Origin of the sequence: Amycolatopsis sp., from assembly GCF_025464955.1 — a bacterium.
Taxonomy (GTDB): Bacteria; Actinomycetota; Actinomycetes; order Mycobacteriales; family Pseudonocardiaceae; genus Amycolatopsis.
The window spans coordinates 30,977-47,254 of record NZ_JAODNM010000083.1 but is presented as its reverse complement, the minus strand read 5'-3'; the positions used below and the strand labels follow the sequence as shown (position 1 = coordinate 47,254).

At 68.7% G+C, this 16,278-nt stretch carries 15 protein-coding genes; 7 read left to right on the top strand and 8 right to left on the bottom strand.

Going from position 1 to position 16,278, the window contains the following annotated elements; genetic code table 11:
• Window positions 1-348: 348 nt before the first annotated feature.
• From JWQ81_RS18870 to JWQ81_RS18840, 7 genes are all read right to left on the bottom strand, one after another.
• The gene (locus JWQ81_RS18870) at window positions 349-2,016 is read right to left on the bottom strand and encodes an alpha/beta hydrolase (RefSeq protein WP_297543283.1); all 1,668 of its coding nucleotides are present in this window, start codon (window positions 2,014-2,016) and stop codon (window positions 349-351) included.
• A 133-nt stretch (window positions 2,017-2,149) separates the two neighbouring features.
• A complete protein-coding gene (locus JWQ81_RS18865; RefSeq protein ID WP_297543280.1) occupies window positions 2,150-2,626 on the bottom strand; it encodes a nitroreductase family deazaflavin-dependent oxidoreductase in 477 nt (158 codons plus the stop codon).
• On the bottom strand, window positions 2,619-3,596 hold the full coding sequence (gene egtD, locus JWQ81_RS18860) for an L-histidine N(alpha)-methyltransferase (protein WP_297543278.1): 978 nt from the start codon (window positions 3,594-3,596) through the stop codon (window positions 2,619-2,621). The genes JWQ81_RS18865 and egtD overlap by 8 nt, the downstream gene beginning before the upstream one ends.
• Before the next feature lie 141 nt (window positions 3,597-3,737).
• Window positions 3,738-4,478: an ergothioneine biosynthesis protein EgtC gene (gene egtC / locus JWQ81_RS18855; RefSeq protein WP_297543276.1), complete on the bottom strand. Its 741-nt coding sequence runs from the start codon at window positions 4,476-4,478 to the stop codon at window positions 3,738-3,740.
• Window positions 4,479-4,482: 4 nt separating this feature from the next.
• The gene (gene egtB / locus JWQ81_RS18850; RefSeq protein ID WP_297543274.1) at window positions 4,483-5,835 is read right to left on the bottom strand and encodes an ergothioneine biosynthesis protein EgtB; all 1,353 of its coding nucleotides are present in this window, start codon (window positions 5,833-5,835) and stop codon (window positions 4,483-4,485) included.
• 13 nt (window positions 5,836-5,848) lie between these two features.
• A complete protein-coding gene (locus tag JWQ81_RS18845) occupies window positions 5,849-7,114 on the bottom strand; it encodes a glutamate-cysteine ligase family protein (RefSeq protein ID WP_297543272.1) in 1,266 nt (421 codons plus the stop codon).
• Window positions 7,115-7,270: 156 nt separating this feature from the next.
• The gene (locus JWQ81_RS18840; protein ID WP_297543270.1) at window positions 7,271-8,218 is read right to left on the bottom strand and encodes a LysR family transcriptional regulator; all 948 of its coding nucleotides are present in this window, start codon (window positions 8,216-8,218) and stop codon (window positions 7,271-7,273) included.
• Window positions 8,219-8,345: 127 nt separating this feature from the next.
• On the opposite strand from JWQ81_RS18840, the gene JWQ81_RS18835 reads away from it, so the two are divergent.
• From JWQ81_RS18835 to JWQ81_RS18810, 6 genes are all read left to right on the top strand, one after another.
• Window positions 8,346-9,545 (top strand): Glu/Leu/Phe/Val dehydrogenase dimerization domain-containing protein, encoded by a 1,200-nt coding sequence (locus JWQ81_RS18835; protein ID WP_297543268.1) that lies wholly within the window; start codon window positions 8,346-8,348, stop codon window positions 9,543-9,545.
• Window positions 9,546-9,905: 360 nt separating this feature from the next.
• On the top strand, window positions 9,906-10,484 hold the full coding sequence (locus tag JWQ81_RS18830) for a TetR/AcrR family transcriptional regulator (protein WP_297543267.1): 579 nt from the start codon (window positions 9,906-9,908) through the stop codon (window positions 10,482-10,484).
• 203 nt (window positions 10,485-10,687) lie between these two features.
• Window positions 10,688-12,043: a hemolysin family protein gene (locus JWQ81_RS18825; protein WP_297543265.1), complete on the top strand. Its 1,356-nt coding sequence runs from the start codon at window positions 10,688-10,690 to the stop codon at window positions 12,041-12,043.
• The gene (locus tag JWQ81_RS18820; RefSeq protein ID WP_297543263.1) at window positions 12,040-13,083 is read left to right on the top strand and encodes a hemolysin family protein; all 1,044 of its coding nucleotides are present in this window, start codon (window positions 12,040-12,042) and stop codon (window positions 13,081-13,083) included. The genes JWQ81_RS18825 and JWQ81_RS18820 overlap by 4 nt, the downstream gene beginning before the upstream one ends.
• Entirely contained in the window at window positions 13,080-13,985 is a 906-nt protein-coding gene (locus JWQ81_RS18815) for a 3-methyladenine DNA glycosylase (RefSeq protein ID WP_297543260.1), read from the top strand. The genes JWQ81_RS18820 and JWQ81_RS18815 overlap by 4 nt, the downstream gene beginning before the upstream one ends.
• A 205-nt stretch (window positions 13,986-14,190) precedes the next feature.
• Window positions 14,191-14,844, top strand: a complete 654-nt coding sequence (locus tag JWQ81_RS18810) for a hypothetical protein (protein WP_297543258.1) — start codon at window positions 14,191-14,193, stop codon at window positions 14,842-14,844.
• Here the strand turns inward: JWQ81_RS18810 and JWQ81_RS18805 are convergent.
• Window positions 14,831-15,634: a helix-turn-helix transcriptional regulator gene (locus JWQ81_RS18805; RefSeq protein ID WP_297543256.1), complete on the bottom strand. Its 804-nt coding sequence runs from the start codon at window positions 15,632-15,634 to the stop codon at window positions 14,831-14,833. The genes JWQ81_RS18810 and JWQ81_RS18805 overlap by 14 nt on opposite strands.
• Window positions 15,635-15,788: 154 nt before the next feature.
• Between JWQ81_RS18805 and JWQ81_RS18800 the strand changes: the two genes are divergently transcribed.
• Window positions 15,789-16,151 carry a nuclear transport factor 2 family protein gene (locus JWQ81_RS18800; protein WP_297543254.1) on the top strand — a complete coding sequence of 121 codons (363 nt, stop codon included), beginning with the start codon at window positions 15,789-15,791 and terminating at the stop codon, window positions 16,149-16,151.
• Window positions 16,152-16,278 lie beyond the last annotated feature (127 nt).

Here is a 16,278-nt window from a genome sequence, read left to right as displayed (position 1 = left end):
TCGGACACGTCACCGAGCCAGGCACTCCACTCACCACACTGGCCCAGTTCCACGACTACCTGACCGCTTCGGGCATCACACCGGAAGACCCCAACAAACCAACGCTTTAATTATCGGCAAGGCCTTAAGGTGTCGGGTGGTTCGTCGGTTTGAGGTGGTGAGTTCGGCATTACTGGCCTTCACGGCGTCTCTGGCCTGCCGAGAGTGCCTTCGGGAGTCCCAGCAGTCACATCGCGATCACCAGCACCACCTGCACGACGTGACTGGCCTTCAGCTCCGCTACCAGCACCCACTCGCCCCGGTCCTTGCTGCTCTGAACAGAACCGACCACCCGACCCGCTGCGGCGGTCAGGGTTTGGCAGGGACGTCGAAGGGTTGGGTGTCCGGCTGGAAGACCTGGCCGTCGGCTGGGATCGTCAGGTCGGTCAGGTACGCCGTGGTGGCCTTGTCCACCCCCGCGGAGTGGCCGAGGACGCAGTGGCCGAACGCGTCGACCGAGAGCAGGCGGGAGAACCCGAGCTCGGAGGCCATCTGCTGGGCGAAGCTGTACCGCGTGGCCGGGTCGTGGTAGTTGCCGACCACGAGCACCGGGTTGTCGGTCTGCGCCCGCCACGGGCCGGTGTAGGCGTCGGACTTGGCCGGCCACACCGAGCAGCCCGCCGTGTCCGCGAACGCCTGGTACCGGCCGAAGGTCGGCGACTCGGCTTCCCAGGTCGCGGCGGTGGACGCGACGTCGTTGGCGGAAGTGGTGGACTTCTTGTCCGAGCAGTTGACGCCGAGGTACGAGTCGTCCGCGCCGTACGGACTGTCCGGAGCCAGGTCCAGCAAGCCGTTGTGCGTCGGCTTTCCCAGTGTCAGCAGCTTGAAGTCCGCCGCCGACTTCGGTTTCGCCGGGGCGGGATGGGTTATCTCGTAGAGGCCCTGCAGGTCGGTGGCCAGCGCGGGGAAGTCCGGCGTCGAATACAGCGTGCCCGCCACCGCGCTGGTGAACATGTTGAGGTCGAACGCCGACCCGTCCGGCAGTTTGATCGGCTGCTGACGCAGGTACGTCCGGAGCTCGTCGAACTTCTGCCGCGGCTGCTCACCGGCGGCGAACGCGCACTTCGGGCCGACCTGCTGGCATTTCGACAGGAACCCGTTGAGCGAGGCTTCCGTGCCCTTGGCGCGTTCGCGGTCGTACCGCGTGCCGTCCGAGGTCCGCAGGGCGGGGTCGACGTTGCCGTCGAGCACCATCGCCCTGGTTTGCTTGCCGAACATCGCGGCGTAGGTCGCGCCGATCAGGGTCCCGTATGAGAAGCCGACGTAGGTCAGCTTCTCGTCCCCGACAGCGGCGCGGAGCGTGTCGAGGTCGCGGGCGACGTCCTTGGTGGACATGTGGTCGAGCAACGCGCCCGCGTTGGTCCGGCAGAATTGCGCGTAGTCCTGGTAGGCGGCGAGTTCCGTGGAGATCTCGTCGCGCGTCGACGGCTCGGGCATCATGCCGCCGAAAACATCGTCGGAGTCCTCCTTGGTGGTGAAGCACCGCAACGGGTTGCTCGCGCCGACCCCGCGCGGGTCGAAGCCGATCGTGTCGAATCGGTCCAGCACGTCCGGCTGCAGGAACGACTGTGCGGAGATCGGCATCTTCAGACCCGAGCCGCCGGGACCACCGGGGTTGAGGAACAGCGAGCCGATCTTCTTGCCCGGCGTCTTCGCCGCCCGCTTCAGCAGCGCGATGTCGATCGTGCCGAGCGCGGCGTTGCCGTGGTCGATCGGGACGCGGTAGGTCGCGCAGCTGTACGTCTTCTGCTGGTCGGCCGCGACCCCGCTCAGCGTCGCCGACGGGCACGGCTGCCAGTCCACCGGCTCGACCGCAGGCGCCACAGCGGTTCTGGTCGCGGGCGCGTTCGCGGGTGCTGGTCCCTGACCGAGGACGGCCGGGCCGTCGCCGGCACTCACCATGGCCGACGCCATCCCCGGCAGACCCACCAGTGCCGTTCCCGCGATCAGTACGCCGACCAGCATCCCGGCCCGCATCGGCCTCCTCGTCGAACTCGGCAAGACGTCTCCTCCCGTCACCACCGTGCGCTCCGACGCGTCACGGTGAGTTACCTGGGTGAGAGTGGCACAGCCCGGTGAGTCCCGTCACCGGTGCGGAGCAGGCACGAACCTATCGGGTGGTCTTGGCGAGCACGAAGATCGCGAACCGGCGGCCCGCTTCGCGCAGTTCCATCTCGTAACCGGGCCAGAACTCGAGCAGCAGACGCCAGTACTCGTCGTACTCCTCGGCGTCGACCTCTCGCGCCTTGACGGCGATCTCGCGGCCCCGGACGACGATCGTCGCGACGGGATTGGCACGCAGGTTGAACACCCATGCCGGGGCCGCCGGCCTGCCCCAGTTCGAACCCGTCAGTACGTAGTTTCCCTGGTACGGGAAGTACAGCAGGTTCACGGCGCGGGGCAAACCGGACTTGCGACCAGTCGTGGTGACCCGCAACGAGGGCAGCCCGGCCGCGCCGAGCAGCGTGATCCGGCCGTTGAACAGGGCGTGGAGCCTGGTCTCCGTCCAGATGATGGCCGGAGCGAGCTTCAGCATCCAGGTCTGCTGACCGATGACCCTGGCGAGAAGCGAAAGAGGATTACGCACGCGCAGATCGTGCCAGTGTCACCCCGTAGCGCTCCTCGGTGTCCGTCCACCACTGTTCGACGGCGAACCCCGCCGCCGCCAGCTCCGCCGCGATCCCGTCCGGGCGGAACTTCGCCGAGATCTCCGTGCGGACGTATTCGCCCTCGTCGAAGTGCACGTCGAGGTCCGCGCCGGGGATGTGGACCGTGGTCTCGCGGCTCGCTCGCAGCCGCATCTCGATCCACTCCGACTCGGCGTCCCAGTACGACTCGTGGACGAACTCGTCGACCGCGAAATCTGCGCCGAGCCGCTCGTTGATCACGCGCAGCACGTTGCGGTTGAAGTCCGCGGTAACGCCCGCGGCGTCGTCGTACGCCCGCTCGAGCGTCTCCCGGTCCTTGACCAGGTCCGTGCCCAGGAGCAGCCACTCGCCCGGCTCCAGCACATCCCGCACCGAACTGAGGAACTTGGACCGGTCGATCGGCAGGAAGTTGCCGATGGTCCCGCCGAGGAAGGCCACCAGCCTGGGCTGGGCGCCCGGCAGCAGGTCCAGGTGCTGGGTGAAGTCCCCGACGACCCCGCGCACCTCCAGGCCGGGGTAGTCGGCCGCGATCGCCTCGGTGGCCTCGGCCAGCGCCGACGCCGAGACGTCCAGCGGGACGAACGCGGCGAGGGTGCCGTGCGAGGTCAGCGCGTCGAGCAGCAAGCGAGTCTTCTCGCTCGACCCCGATCCCAGCTCGACGAGGGTGCGCGCGTCGGTCACTCGGGCGATCTCGCCGGCCCGGGCCGCCAGGATCTCCCGCTCGGACCTCGTCGGGTAGTACTCGGGCAGAGTGGTGATGTCCTCGAAGAGCTCACTCCCCTTGGCGTCATAGAACCACTTGGGCGGCAACCACTTCTGCGCCGCGGTCAGTCCGTCCCGGACGTCCGCGCGCAGGGCGGCGGTGACGTCTTCGTCACTGTGGTGCACGTCGAGATCGACTTCGGTCATGACGGTCGAACACTCCGATCCTCGGTACTGCCTGTCCCGTGACTGGGACTCGGTTGCCGGTCTTCCCTGACCGGTCTTGCGTGCGGTCTTCACTGCTGGTTCTTCGGTGCCTGTCTTCATTGCCGGTCTTCACTGCCGTCTTCACTGTCTGATCGGGATGAACTCCACGGTGCCCCGAGCGACCCGCACGGCGTGCGCGTCGGGCACCGGCTGCCAGGCGCCGTCGCCGATCGGTTCCGAGGCGACAGTCACCCCGGCGGCATCGCTCAGCACCGACAGGGAGTGCGTCCACGCCGTGGCGACGAGGACCTCCCCGTCGGTCAGGAGCAGGTTGAGCCGAGACCCCGGCGCGGCCCGCTCGACCGCGCGCACCAGGTCGGCGACCGCTTCGAGGGGGTCCTCCCCCGCGTGCAGCCGGTCGCGCAGCAATGCCCACAGCAGCGTCGAATCGGTCGGTGCCTCCAGCGTGAGCAGTTCGGTCACCGGCAGCTTCGCGGCCAACGACGACATCGACTCCGGCCAGCCGCGGACGACGCCGTTGAGGCTGAACAGCCAGCGCCCGTCGGCGAAGGGCGCGGCGGCGGGCTCGGTCACCGGCATCCCCGTGGTGCCGTTGCGGACCGCCGCGACGAACGCGCCGGTCCGGATCGACGACGAGAGCGCGGGCAGCGTCTCGTCCGTCCACAGTGGAGTCGAACGCCGATAACGGAGCGGCTTGGGATCGTCGGTGTACCAGCCGAGCCCGAAGCCGTCCGCGTTGACCGTGCCCCCTCCGCGCATATCGGCAGGGGCGTAGGACTGCGTCAGCAGGGAGTGTTGAGCTCCGAAGAGCAGCTCCCACGGCGCGCGCGGTTCGCCGAGATACCCCAGATGGCGGCACATCGGCTCAGCTCTCCCCGCGCCCGGCGTCCCTGGCACATCTGAACCCTGAGAAGATCTGCCGCCGGATCGGATAGTCCCAGTTACGGAACGTGCTGCGCACAGCGGCGACATCGGTGCCGAAAGAACCGCCGCGCAGCACCTTGTAGTCCGGGCCGAAGAAGACCTCCGAGTACTCCTTGTACGGGAACACGGCGAACCCGGGATACGGACCGAAGTCGCTCGAGGTCCACTCCCAGACGTCACCGATCAGCTGGTGCACCCCCAGCGGCGACGCCCCCTCGGGGTACGCCCCGGCCACGGCGGGACGGAGGTGGCGCTGCCCGAGGTTCGCCTGGTCCGAAGTCGGTTCCCCGTCGCCCCAAGGGAATCGGCGGGACCGGCCGGTGGCCGGGTCGTAGCGGGCGGCCTTCTCCCACTCCGGCTCGGTCGGCAGCCGCTTGCCCGCCCAGGCTGCGTACGCCTCGGCCTCGTGGAACGAAACGTGCACCACCGGCTCCGCCACCGGAACGGGTTCGTGGACGCCGAACCTGGTCCGCCACCAGCCATCGGGCTCACGATGCCAGAACCGCGGCGCGTCGATCCCCGCCTGCTTGATGTGCGCCCACCCCGCGGTACTCCACCAGCGCTCCTCGTCGTAGCCGCCGCCGGTGAGGAACTCGAGGTACTGGCCGTTGGTGACCGGAGTGGTGTCGATGAAGAACGCCGCTACGGACACCTCGTGCGCCGGTCGTTCGTTGTCCAGCGCCCACGGCTCGGCCGAGGTGCCCATCACGAACGGCCCGGCCGGGACGAAGACCTCGGCGGGCAGCCGTCCGGACCGCGCGGGCGGCGGCTCCGGCGCGTGCAGCACCGGCTCGCCGCGGCGGAGCTGGTGGGTGGCCAGCATCGTCTCGTCGTGCTGCTGCTCGTGCTGGGTGATCATGCCGAAGGCGAACGCCGACTCGGTCAGCCTGCTGCCTTCCAGCGGCGCGGTTTCCAGTACCTCCAACGACTTCGCCCGGACCTCGCCGACATACCGGCGGGCTTCGGCCGGGCCGAGCATCGGGAGGCTGGGGCGATCGGCGCGGGCGTGCATGAACGCGTCGTAGATCTCGTCGAGGTCGCCGCGGACGGGCTCGCGGCCGCCGACGTCCCGCACCAGCCACAGTTCTTCCTGGCTGCCGATGTGCGCCAGGTCCCACACCAAGGGGGACATCAGTTTCGAATGCTGCCGCACGAGGTCCGAGTCGTCGACGGCATCGGTGAGCAGGGCACTGCGCGCCCTCGCCCTCGTCATGGCTTCGGCGGCGTGGGCCCGCAGGTCTTGCGGGCTCAGTTCGCGGAGCGGATTGGGGTTCTCACTCAGTTCTTGAGTCATGGCACAAATTCCTTCAGGCCCGCACGCGCGCTTGCGCGGCTTCGATGAGCTGGCTGAGCTGTTCTCTTGGGAGACCGACCGTGCCCAGTTCGGCACAGGCGAGGTCGATCACCTTCCTGGCGGCGGCGGCGATCTCGGGATCGTCGAGCCCGAACTTCGCCGCGCACTCCCACCGGTCCGCCACCGGTTCGCAGACCTCGAGCAGGCTGTCCACAGTGGACGGACGCGCGAGCAGGGCGGTGAGCAGGGCCGTCGGCTCCAGCCACTGCTGTCCCGGCTGGGCGTCCAGGTAGCGCACCTCGAGGTAGCCCTGCGGCCGCACCGGGGTGAACATCGTGGTCAGGTGGTAGGCGAGGTCGTCCTCGGTCGGCGGATCGAGCAACCCGGCCGCACCGCGGCCGGCGATCCAGTCGGCGAAGGACACGCCTTCGGGCGCGTCCCAGGGCTGCGGGCGCTGCCTCGGCAACACCATCAGCGGGGTGTCGAGGATGCGCTCGGCCCAGTCCGCGGCCGGATCGGGCGACGCCGACGCGGCGAACGTCCGCACGTGTTCGGTCCGCATCACCGCGAGCCACCTGGCGGAGGCGTAGCCGGTGTCCCGCCCGGCATGGCGGCGGGAGTTGGCAAAGGCGGCCAGCAGGGGCGGCCCGGCCGCGTGCACCGCGGCCCAGCGGGCGGCGACCTGGTCGGCTTCGCCGGCGTCGAGGCAGATCTGCAGGCCGGCCGTGGCGGCCATCATGGTGATACCCCCATCGCCGATGGGGGCGAATCGGCGTTCCATGGCGGCGTAACGCTCGGTCTGCAGCCGGCGGACCGGCGGACGGAAGGCGTCGATACCGTGCTCGCCCAGGCGCAGGCCATGCCCGGCGAGACGATCGGTGAGATAGGCCAGATCGGCGGAGACCACCTCGACGAGCTCACGCAGTGAAGGCTGCGGGAGGGCCGAGATCTCCACCTGGCAGCCGGGCTCAAGGCTCATCGGCGAGCCGCCCGGCAATGGTTCGGCGGGGCTTTCGGGACGCAGGGTCCGCGGGGTGTGGTCGCCCAGTGCGGCGGCCAGGTCATCGGGATTGAGGGGTCTTCGAGGGTCGTCGGCGTAGTGCACGATGAATTCGAGTTCGACACCGAGCAGCCTCGGCGGCCCATGCTTGAAACACACCGAAGCCACATAGGCCTCACCGGCTGCGCGGTCGGAAAGCACCCGCGCGGTGCGGTTGGAGGCCTTGGCCTGCCGGACCGCACTGCCGGTGTTTTCCGGGAAATCGCGAACCGCGGTCATGTCCGTTCCATGTCTCATCGGCCTTCTTCGATCTAGGAAATCACTCGCTTCGGACGCTACACGCGGGGTACGACAATCGCAGCCGCCGTCGCTCGCCGAGGCCGTCGACAAGCGGACCGTAAGAATTTTCGGCCCTTGGGGACACACCCGGACGGTCTAGTGCTGCTGGGCCGTCCGGGAACCGGGCAACGCGGACTCCGCGCCGAGACCCAACTCCGCGGCGGCCGCGCGCACCGCTTCGATGACCAGGTTCAACGCCGGCCTGCGCGAGGACGTCGTGCGGTAGGCGATGGAGACCGTCCGCATCAGCGGGGTGGTCAGGGTGACGATGTCGATGCCCGGCGGCCTGAGCATCAGGCCGAGGTCGGAGACCAGCGTGATGCCCAGCCCGGCCCCGACCATCGCCATCGCGGTCGCCTGCTCCTCGACCTCGTGGCTGATCTTCGGTTCGAAGCCGTGGCGTTGGCACGCGACCCGCATCGCACGGCCGAAATGGCTTTTCGGGCTGGCCAGTACCCACGGGTGTTCGGCAAGGTCGTACAGCGAGGCCATGCCGCCCGGCACGGTTCCGGCCGGCACGGCGGCGTGCAGCCGCTCGACGGCGATGACGGAGCGCTCCAGGCCGGGGCCCCACACCATCGGAGCGTCGGAGTAGTCGATCACGAACGACAGGTCGAGCGTCCCGTCGCGCACGGCTTCGGCGGTGGCTTCCGGAGCGAGCTCCCTGGTCCTGACCTCGATCCCGGGGTGGTCGGCGGCCAGGGTGACGAGCGCGGCGGGCAGCAGGCCGTAGGCCACCGACGCCCACACTCCCGCGGTGAGCCGCACCGACACGGACTCCTGTGCTTCCTCCAGCGCCAACGTCGCCCGCTCGACCGAACTCAGGATCTCTTCGGCGTGTTCGCTCAGCAGGACGCCGAGTTCGGTCATCTGCACCCGCCTGCCGAGCCGCTCGAACAGCTTCGCGCCGACGTCGCGTTCAAGCTGGGCAAGTTGCTGCGACACCGCCGAAGCGGTGTAGTGCAAGGCCGCCGCCGCGGCGGTCACCGTGCCCCTGCGGTGCAGTTCCCGGAGCATCCGCAGACGGTGCAAGGAAAGCTCCATTTACCAACCCTAAACGCCACCGTGCAGTTTCCTTAACTGGACGCGCGGCGCACCCGGGGCGCACCCTCGGTCGAGGCCGCCGACAGCTGCCCGAATCCCCGAGTTTTCACCCTGGAGGTGCGTAGCGATGACCGCCCAGAACGCCGAACCGCTGATGAGGCTGACGTGGACCGACCCGGTCACCGGCACGCACGGTTACCTGGTGGTGCACACGCTGGTCTCCGGGGTCGCCACCGGCGGCACCCGGATGCGGGCGGGCTGCACCATGGGCGAGGTCGAGGACCTGGCCAGGGGCATGGCGAACAAGACCGCGACGTTCAACCTGCCGGTCGGCGGGGCCAAGGGCGGTATCGACTTCGACCCGAAGGATCCCGGCGCGTTCGGCGTGCTGGAACGGTTCTGCTCGTTCCTGCGGCCGTGGCTGGAGTCGCACTGGGTCACCGCCGAGGACCTCGGCGTGCCCCAGCACCTGATCGACGACGTGTTCGCGAAGCTCGGCCTGCAGCAGTCGTACCACGCCGCCATCGGCCGTTCGGCGGATCCGGAGCGGACGCTGCGGCGGGTCCAGGCCGGACTGAACGCGCCCGTGGCAGGTGGTCTGCTGCTCGGCGACGTCGTCGGCGGATACGGCGTCGCCCAGGCCTGTCAGGGCGTCGCGGCGGCTTGGGGCTGGGACGACGCCGAGACGACGGTCGCCATCCAGGGCATCGGGACGATGGGCGGCGGCGCCGCCTGGTACCTCCACGAGGCCGGCATGCGCGTGGTCGCGGTGGCCGACGCCGCGGGCACGCTGTACCGGCCAGAGGGTCTCGACATCCCGGCGCTGCTCGACCTGCGGGACAACTTCGGCGAGATCGACCGATCCAGGGTCCCCGCGGAGGTCCAGCTACTCCCCCGCGACGCCGTCGTCGGCATCGAAGCCGACATCTTCGTACCCGCCGCGATCTCCTACGCGATCCGCGAGGACAACGTCGACGCCATCGCGGCGAAGGTAGTCATCGAAGCGGCCAACGCGGCCACGACCCCGCAGGCCGAGGCCCTGCTCGTCACGCGCGGCATCCCGGTGATCCCGGACTTCGTCGCCAACGCCGGCGCGGCCGCGTGGGCGTGGTGGCTGCTGCTGGGCGAGGTCGGCGCGGATCCAGCCGACTCGTTCCTGCGGCTGCGCACCGAGATGCAGGCGAAGGTGGCACTGCTGCTGACCGAGTGGAACGTCGACCGCGTGCCCCCGCGCGTCACCGGCTGGCAGCTCGCGGCGAACAACCACGTGGTGCTGACCCAGGCCGCGACCGAGCACGCCGAACGGCCCGCGCTGCTCATCCCGTAGGTCTCACGGCTTGGGGCGGCACGGCAGGGGGCGGGTGCGGCGCGTCCGGTGGTTGGTCGGTTGAGATGGCGGGTTCGGCTCTACTGCAGCAAGGACCGGGGCGAGTACGGCTGATGTGGCAGGTGCGGCCTTGTGACCTGACGTGAAGGCCACCTTCACGGCGTAAGGCGCACTCAACTAGGCCTTCACGACGTCCGAAACCTCACGGGCGACCCCAGCGCGCACGTTCACCCGCCGGCCCCCGGTCCTCGCTGCCGTAGACCAGAGCCGCACGCCGCCCAGCCGAGCCGATGCCCCCATTGGCTCACAGTACGTACGTACGGATTGCTTTACCGGTACGTACGGTGTTAAGAACACAGGATGCCACGGGTCAGCCAGGATCACCTCGACGCACGCCGGCGCCAGATCCTTGACGGCTCGCGTGTCTGTTTCGCCCGCTACGGATACGAGGGTGCCACGGTTCGGCGGCTCGAGGAAGCCACCGGGCTGTCGCGCGGCGCGATCTTTCACCACTTCCGAGACAAGGAGTCGCTGTTCCTCGCCCTGGCCGAGGACGACGCCATCCGGATGGCCGACGTAGTCGCCGAGCAGGGCCTGGTCCAGGTCATGCGCGACCTGCTGTCCGAGGGCAGCGAGCACCCGGCAGACTGGCTGGGTACCCGGCTGGAGGTGTCTCGGCGCCTGCGGACCGACCCGGAGTTCCGCGCCAGGTGGGCCGAGCGGTCCCAGCAGCTCACCACCGCGACCCGCCAGCGGCTCCTGCGCCAGCGTGAAGCCGGAATCCTCCGCGACGACGTCAACGTCGACGTGCTGACTTCGTTCCTCGAACTCGTCCTCGAAGGCCTGGTTTCACACCTCGCGATGGGCCTGCCGGCGGACGACCTGGGCCCGGTGCTCGACCTCGTCGAGGAGAGCGTCCGACGGCACCGCGGACGATAGTCGCCGCCCAATACGGCCGCTTGGCGCGCGCGACGGTACGCACACGTTAAGATTGTGGCTACCGCCGACGGAAGTAATTCGATTTCAAGAGGGAGTGCACCTTTCGTGCGCGACGCGCAATCACCTGGTGACAGTATCGAGCCGGGTGGAAGACCCGGCTTACCCGCGAAACCCGCCCGCCGCAGTCCAGGCGGTGCTCCCCGATGAACATCGTCTTCTCCATCCTCGGTGTGCTGGTCTTCCTGCTGCTGACGGCCGGTACCGGCCTCGCCGTGGCCGCCGAGTTCTCACTGACCGCGCTCGAGCGCAGCACGGTCGACGCGAATGTCCGCCAGGTCGGCGACCGCCGCTCCAAGATCGTGCAGAAGGCCCACCGGACGCTGTCGTTCCAGCTGTCCGGCGCCCAGGTCGCGATCACGCTGACCACGCTGATCACCGGTTATCTCGCTGAGCCGCTCATCGGCAAACTCGTCCGCCCGGTCCTGAGCGGAATCGGCTTCGGTGAAGACGTCGCCGAAGCCGGTTCCATCGCACTGGCCCTGATCATCGCCACGATGCTGTCGATGCTGGTCGGCGAGATGATCCCGAAAAACCTCGCGATCGCCCGGCCGCTGCAGACCGCGCGCGCGGTGACCGGTTACCACTCCCGGTTCTCGGCGCTGTTCCGCTGGCTGATCACGCTGATGAACAACAGCGCCAACTTCCTCGTCCGCAAGTTCGGCGTCGAGCCACAGGAAGAGCTGCGCTCGGCGCGCTCACCCCAGGAACTCGGGTCGATCGTCCGCACGAGCGCGGAAAGCGGCACGCTCGACGAGTCCACCGCGCGGCTGCTCGACCGGTCGCTGAGGTTCGGTGAGCGCACGGCCGACGAGCTGATGACCCCGCGCGTCCAGCTCGAGTCGCTGACCGTCGAAGACTCGATCAACGCGCTCGTCGACATCTCCCGGCGCACCGGGTTCTCGCGGTTCCCCGTCTACACCGAGGACCTCGACGACGTGCAGGGCGCGGTCCACATCAAGCAGGCCTTCACCGTGCCCAGGGACCAGCGGGACACCGTGCGGATCGGCTCGGTCATGCGCCCGGTGCCGACGGTGCCGGAGTCGCTCCCCGGCGACACCCTGCTCACCCGGCTGCGCGATTCGCGGTTCCAGCTGGCGATCGTCGTCGACGAGTACGGCGGCACCGCGGGCCTGGTAACCCTCGAAGACGTCGTCGAGGAGATCATCGGCGATGTCCGCGACGAGCACGACGGGCGCGAAGTCCCCTCGACCGAGCAGCTCGGAGTGGACAGCTGGAAGGTCTCCGGCCAGCTCCGCGCCGACGAGATCACCGACGTGACCGGTTTCCGCATGCCCGAGGGCGACTACGAAACGATCGCCGGGCTGATCCTGGAGAAGCTCGGCAAGATCCCGGTGGTCGGTGACGCGACCGAGGTCGACGGCTGGAAGCTGACCGTGACCGTGATGGATCGCCACCGGATCGCCGAGGTCACCGTGTGCCGCCTCGAAGCGGCCGTCACCTCCGCCGGAGCGACGCTCAAGCAGGTGTCCCGCCGATGAGCGACTGGTTCTACATCTTCCTCGTCGTGGTCCTCTTGCTGACCAACGCGTTCTTCGTCGGCGCGGAGTTCACCCTGATCTCCTCCCGCCGTGACCGCCTGGAAGCGCTCGTCGAACAGGGCAAGGCCCGCGCCCAGATCGTGATCAACGCGAGCAAGAAGGTCTCGCTCATGCTCGCCGGCGCGCAGCTGGGAATCACCATCTGCTCACTGCTGCTCGGGCGCCTCGGCGAGCCGGCCATCGCGCATCGGCTGTCGGGGTTCTTCGACCTCTTCGGGATTCCGCAGGTACTCCTGGATCCGATTTCGTTCGCGCTGGCGCTGGCGTTCATCACCATCCTGCACGTGCTCATCGGCGAGATGGTCCCGAAGAACCTCGCGATCGCCGAGCCGGAACGGCTGGCGCTCTGGCTGGTGCCCGTGCACGTCGGCTGGGTCAAGGTGGTGAACCCGTTCATCTGGCTGCTGAACTTCGTCGCCAACTCGACGCTGCGGCTTTTCCGCGTGGAGACCAAGGACGAGCTGGAGACCGCGTACACCTCCGCCGAGCTCGCCGAGCTGCTCAGCGAGTCGCGGCAGGAGGGCCTACTCGACCAATCGGAGCATCAGCGGCTGAGCCAGACGCTGTCCTCCGTGCAGAAGACGGTCGCCGACGTACTGGTCCCGAACGCCCAGCTGACCACGCTGCCGAGCGCCCCGACCGTGGGCGACGTCGAAAAGGCCGTGTCGTCAACGGGTTTCTCGCGCTTCCCGGTGCGGGCGGACGACGGCAGGCTGGTCGGCTACATCCACGTCAAGGACATTCTCGACCAGGCGAACGACGATCCGTCCAGCACACTGCCGGCGTCGAAGACCCGGAGCCTCACCGAGCTGCGCGCCGATTCCCGGCTCGACGTCGCGCTGTCGGCGATGCGGAAGGAAGGCAGCCACCTCGCCACGGCACTCGACGCCGAGGGCAACCCGGTGGGCGTCGTCGCGCTGGAGGACCTCGTCGAGGAGTACGTGGGGACAGTGCGCGACGGCACTCACGTCGTGGCATGAAATCCGGTGGCATGAAACTCACCGGCATGAACGTACTGGCCGAGGAAGAGTGGCAGGCACGGGAAACCGCCCATCTGACGCGCATGCGGCAGTGGACGGGACCGCACACCGAGCGGCGCGCCCGCGGTGAGAAGCACCCGGTGCTGGACTTCCTGTTCAGCTACTACTCCCACAAGCCGTCCCATCTCGAGCGGTGGCAGCCGGGAGCCGGGGTGGTGCTCGCCGGGACGTCCGCGCGGCGATTCCTCGACCGGCGCGGGTTCGGCGAGGTCACCGGCGGCGTCGCGCTCGTGGACGTCGAACTGACCGCCGCCCGCGCCAAAAGCGCCGGTTTCCTGGTCAAGTTGCTGCGCGCGACGGCGTCACGTCCACCCAGGCTGAGCTGTTTCGGGCTGCACGAGTGGGCGATGGTGTACCGAGAGTCCGCGGAGCAGGTTCGGCACGCCCAGGTGCCGTTGCGGCTCGGCTCGGCGGGCACGGACGAGGTCGTGGAGTCGATGGGCGTGCGGTGCGGGCATTTCGACGCGTTCCGGTTCTTCACCGAACCCGCCCGCCCCCGTAACGAGTTGCAGCCCACCCGCGTCACCCAGATCGACTTCGAACAGCCGGGCTGCCTGCACGCGAACATGGACCTGTTCAAGTGGGCCTACAAGCTCGACCCGTTCGTCCCGGCGGAGCTGATCGGCGACTGCTTCGCGCTCGCCGCGGAGATCCGTGCGTTCGACATGCGGGCGAGCCCCTACGACCTCGCCGACTACGGCTATCCGGCGGTGCGCATCGAGACTCCGGCTGGACGCGCCGACTACGCCCGCGCGCAGGCGGAGTTCGCTCAGCGGGCTGCGCCGCTACGTGAGCGGCTAATCGCGATCTGCGAACAACTGAGCACACCAGCCGTGCCTTAAAACGTTCAAAATGTCGATCTTCGACATCGTTTTGTCATGGCGGCATGACGTTGAGTGAGAACTGTGAGTCACCACTTCTCGCGCGATTAATCGCCTGTTAGGGTGATAACGCTTTGGTCTCGTGACAGAGCGAAAGCACACGCAGAGCAGGTGACCAGGACGTGAAAGGACGACGATGGGGCGACACACCCTTCAAGAAGACCCCGTGCCGCACCAGCCGGAACCACGTGAAGACGTCGAGAGCACCTACACGACCGGCACCCATCGAGCGATCGGAAAGGCCGCGCCGAGGCGCGGGGTCGCCAAGTGGCCCATCGCGTGCCTGGTCCTCGTCGGCCTCATCGTGGTCGGCGTCTTCGGCTGGAACTGGGCGTCCGGTGAGTTGAACAACCGCGCCGAGGCCGCAGCGGCGTCCTGCACCGCGGGGTCCGCCTCGATCACGGTCGTCGTCGCCCCGGCGGTCCTGAAGCCGATCCAAGAGGCAGCGGACAGCTGGGACCAGTCGAACACCGTGGTCGACGACCACTGCGTGCACGCCGACATCTTGGCGAAGACGTCCCAGCAGATGCTCGACGCGCTGTCCGGGCAGACCTCCGTCGACTCGGTCGGCGGCCTCCCCGATGCCTGGATCCCGGAGTCGACGTACTGGGGCAGCCAGCTGCAGGCTCGCAACCCGGCGCTGATCGGCTCGCTCCCGCAGTCGCTGACCTCGACGATCTCGGCCGACTACCCGTTCCTCGGGTTGTCCGGGACGTCCATCAGCGAGACGCAGATGCGGGCCGCGCAGAGCTTCCGCGCGTTCCTCCAGCAGCCCGCGCAGAAGGCCACCTTCGCCAAGGACGGCATCACCGGGACGTGAGCGGCTCCCGCAGGTAGGCAGCGGTCGCCTCGTCAGCCGGATAGAATGATTCGATCATCAGCTCGGCGACAGTGATGTCGAGCGGTGTGCCGAAGGTCGCGACCGTGCTGAAGAACGCCAGCTCGCTGTCCCCGTCGCGAAGGCGCAGCGGGATGACGATGTCGCCAGGGCCGGGAACTTCGACCTCCGGCACCGGCTGGTCGCACGGATAGCCGCGCAGCTCGTCGAGCAGCTCGGTCAGCACGGGGTCCGCGGTCTGGAGCACTTGGCGGCGCAGTCGGCCGAGCAGATGCGACCGCCACTCTCCCAGGTTGACGATGTGCGGCGCCATCCCGTCGGGGTGCAGCGTCGCCCGCAGCACGTTCGACGGCGACGCGAGCAGCTCGGGCGCGACGTTCTTGGTGAGCAGCGCGAGCCCGGCGTTCGCCTCCACCAGGTTCCAGCCGCGGTCGACCACAGCCGCCGGATACGGCTCGTGCCCGGTGAGCAGCTGACGCACCGCACGGCGCACCACCGCCATTTCCGGATCCGCCAGGCCGCTCTCGGCGTACACGGGCGCGTAACCGGCGGCCAGCAGCAGGTGGTTGCGGTCGCGCAAGGGGACGTCGAGGTGCTCGCCGAGGCGCAGCACCATTTCCCGGCTCGGCCGTGAACGTCCGGTCTCGACGAAACTGAGGTGCCGCGTCGAGATTTCGGCCGAGATCGACAGGTCGAGCTGGCTGATCCGGCGGCGGTCCCGCCACTCGCGGAGCAGCTCGCCGACCGGACGCTGGGGCTGGCGCGTGGCCATCGCGGTTGTCACCATCGCGACGCTACGCACCTGGGCGTACCCGCCGCCATTACCTCCCGCGTAATCGACGGGCGGCCATCCCCCGGGGCACAGTTCCTGGCATCGGCAACCACACGGAAGTGGTTGCCCCCCAAGAGAAGAACGAGGTATCCCGATGTCCGACTTCCAGCACACCGCCGAGGCCTACATCGCCGTCTGGAACGAGACCGACGCCGCCGCACGACGTGCGCTGATCGCCGGACTGTTCACCGAGCAGGTCCGCTACACCGACCCGCTGGGCGACGTGACAGGACACGATGGCGTCGACACGTTCATCGCCGGAGCGCAGACGCAGTTCGCAGGCCTCGTGTTCAGCCTGGACGGCGACGCCGACGGCCACCACGACACCGCCCGCTTCACCTGGCACCTGAGCGCCCCCGGCGCCGACGAGCCGCTGGTCGTCGGCTTCGACGTCATCACGCTGACCGACGGCCGGATCGCCCAGGTCCACGGCTTCCTGGACAAAGTCCCGTCCTGACCAACGCTCCCTCGGGGCCACCCCTGTGGCGTTGAACGCCAACGCCTGGAACCCGACACGACTGTCCCGTCCTGACCAACTCACGTCCATAGCCGACAATCTCGTGTCGACAGACGGCAAACTCGTG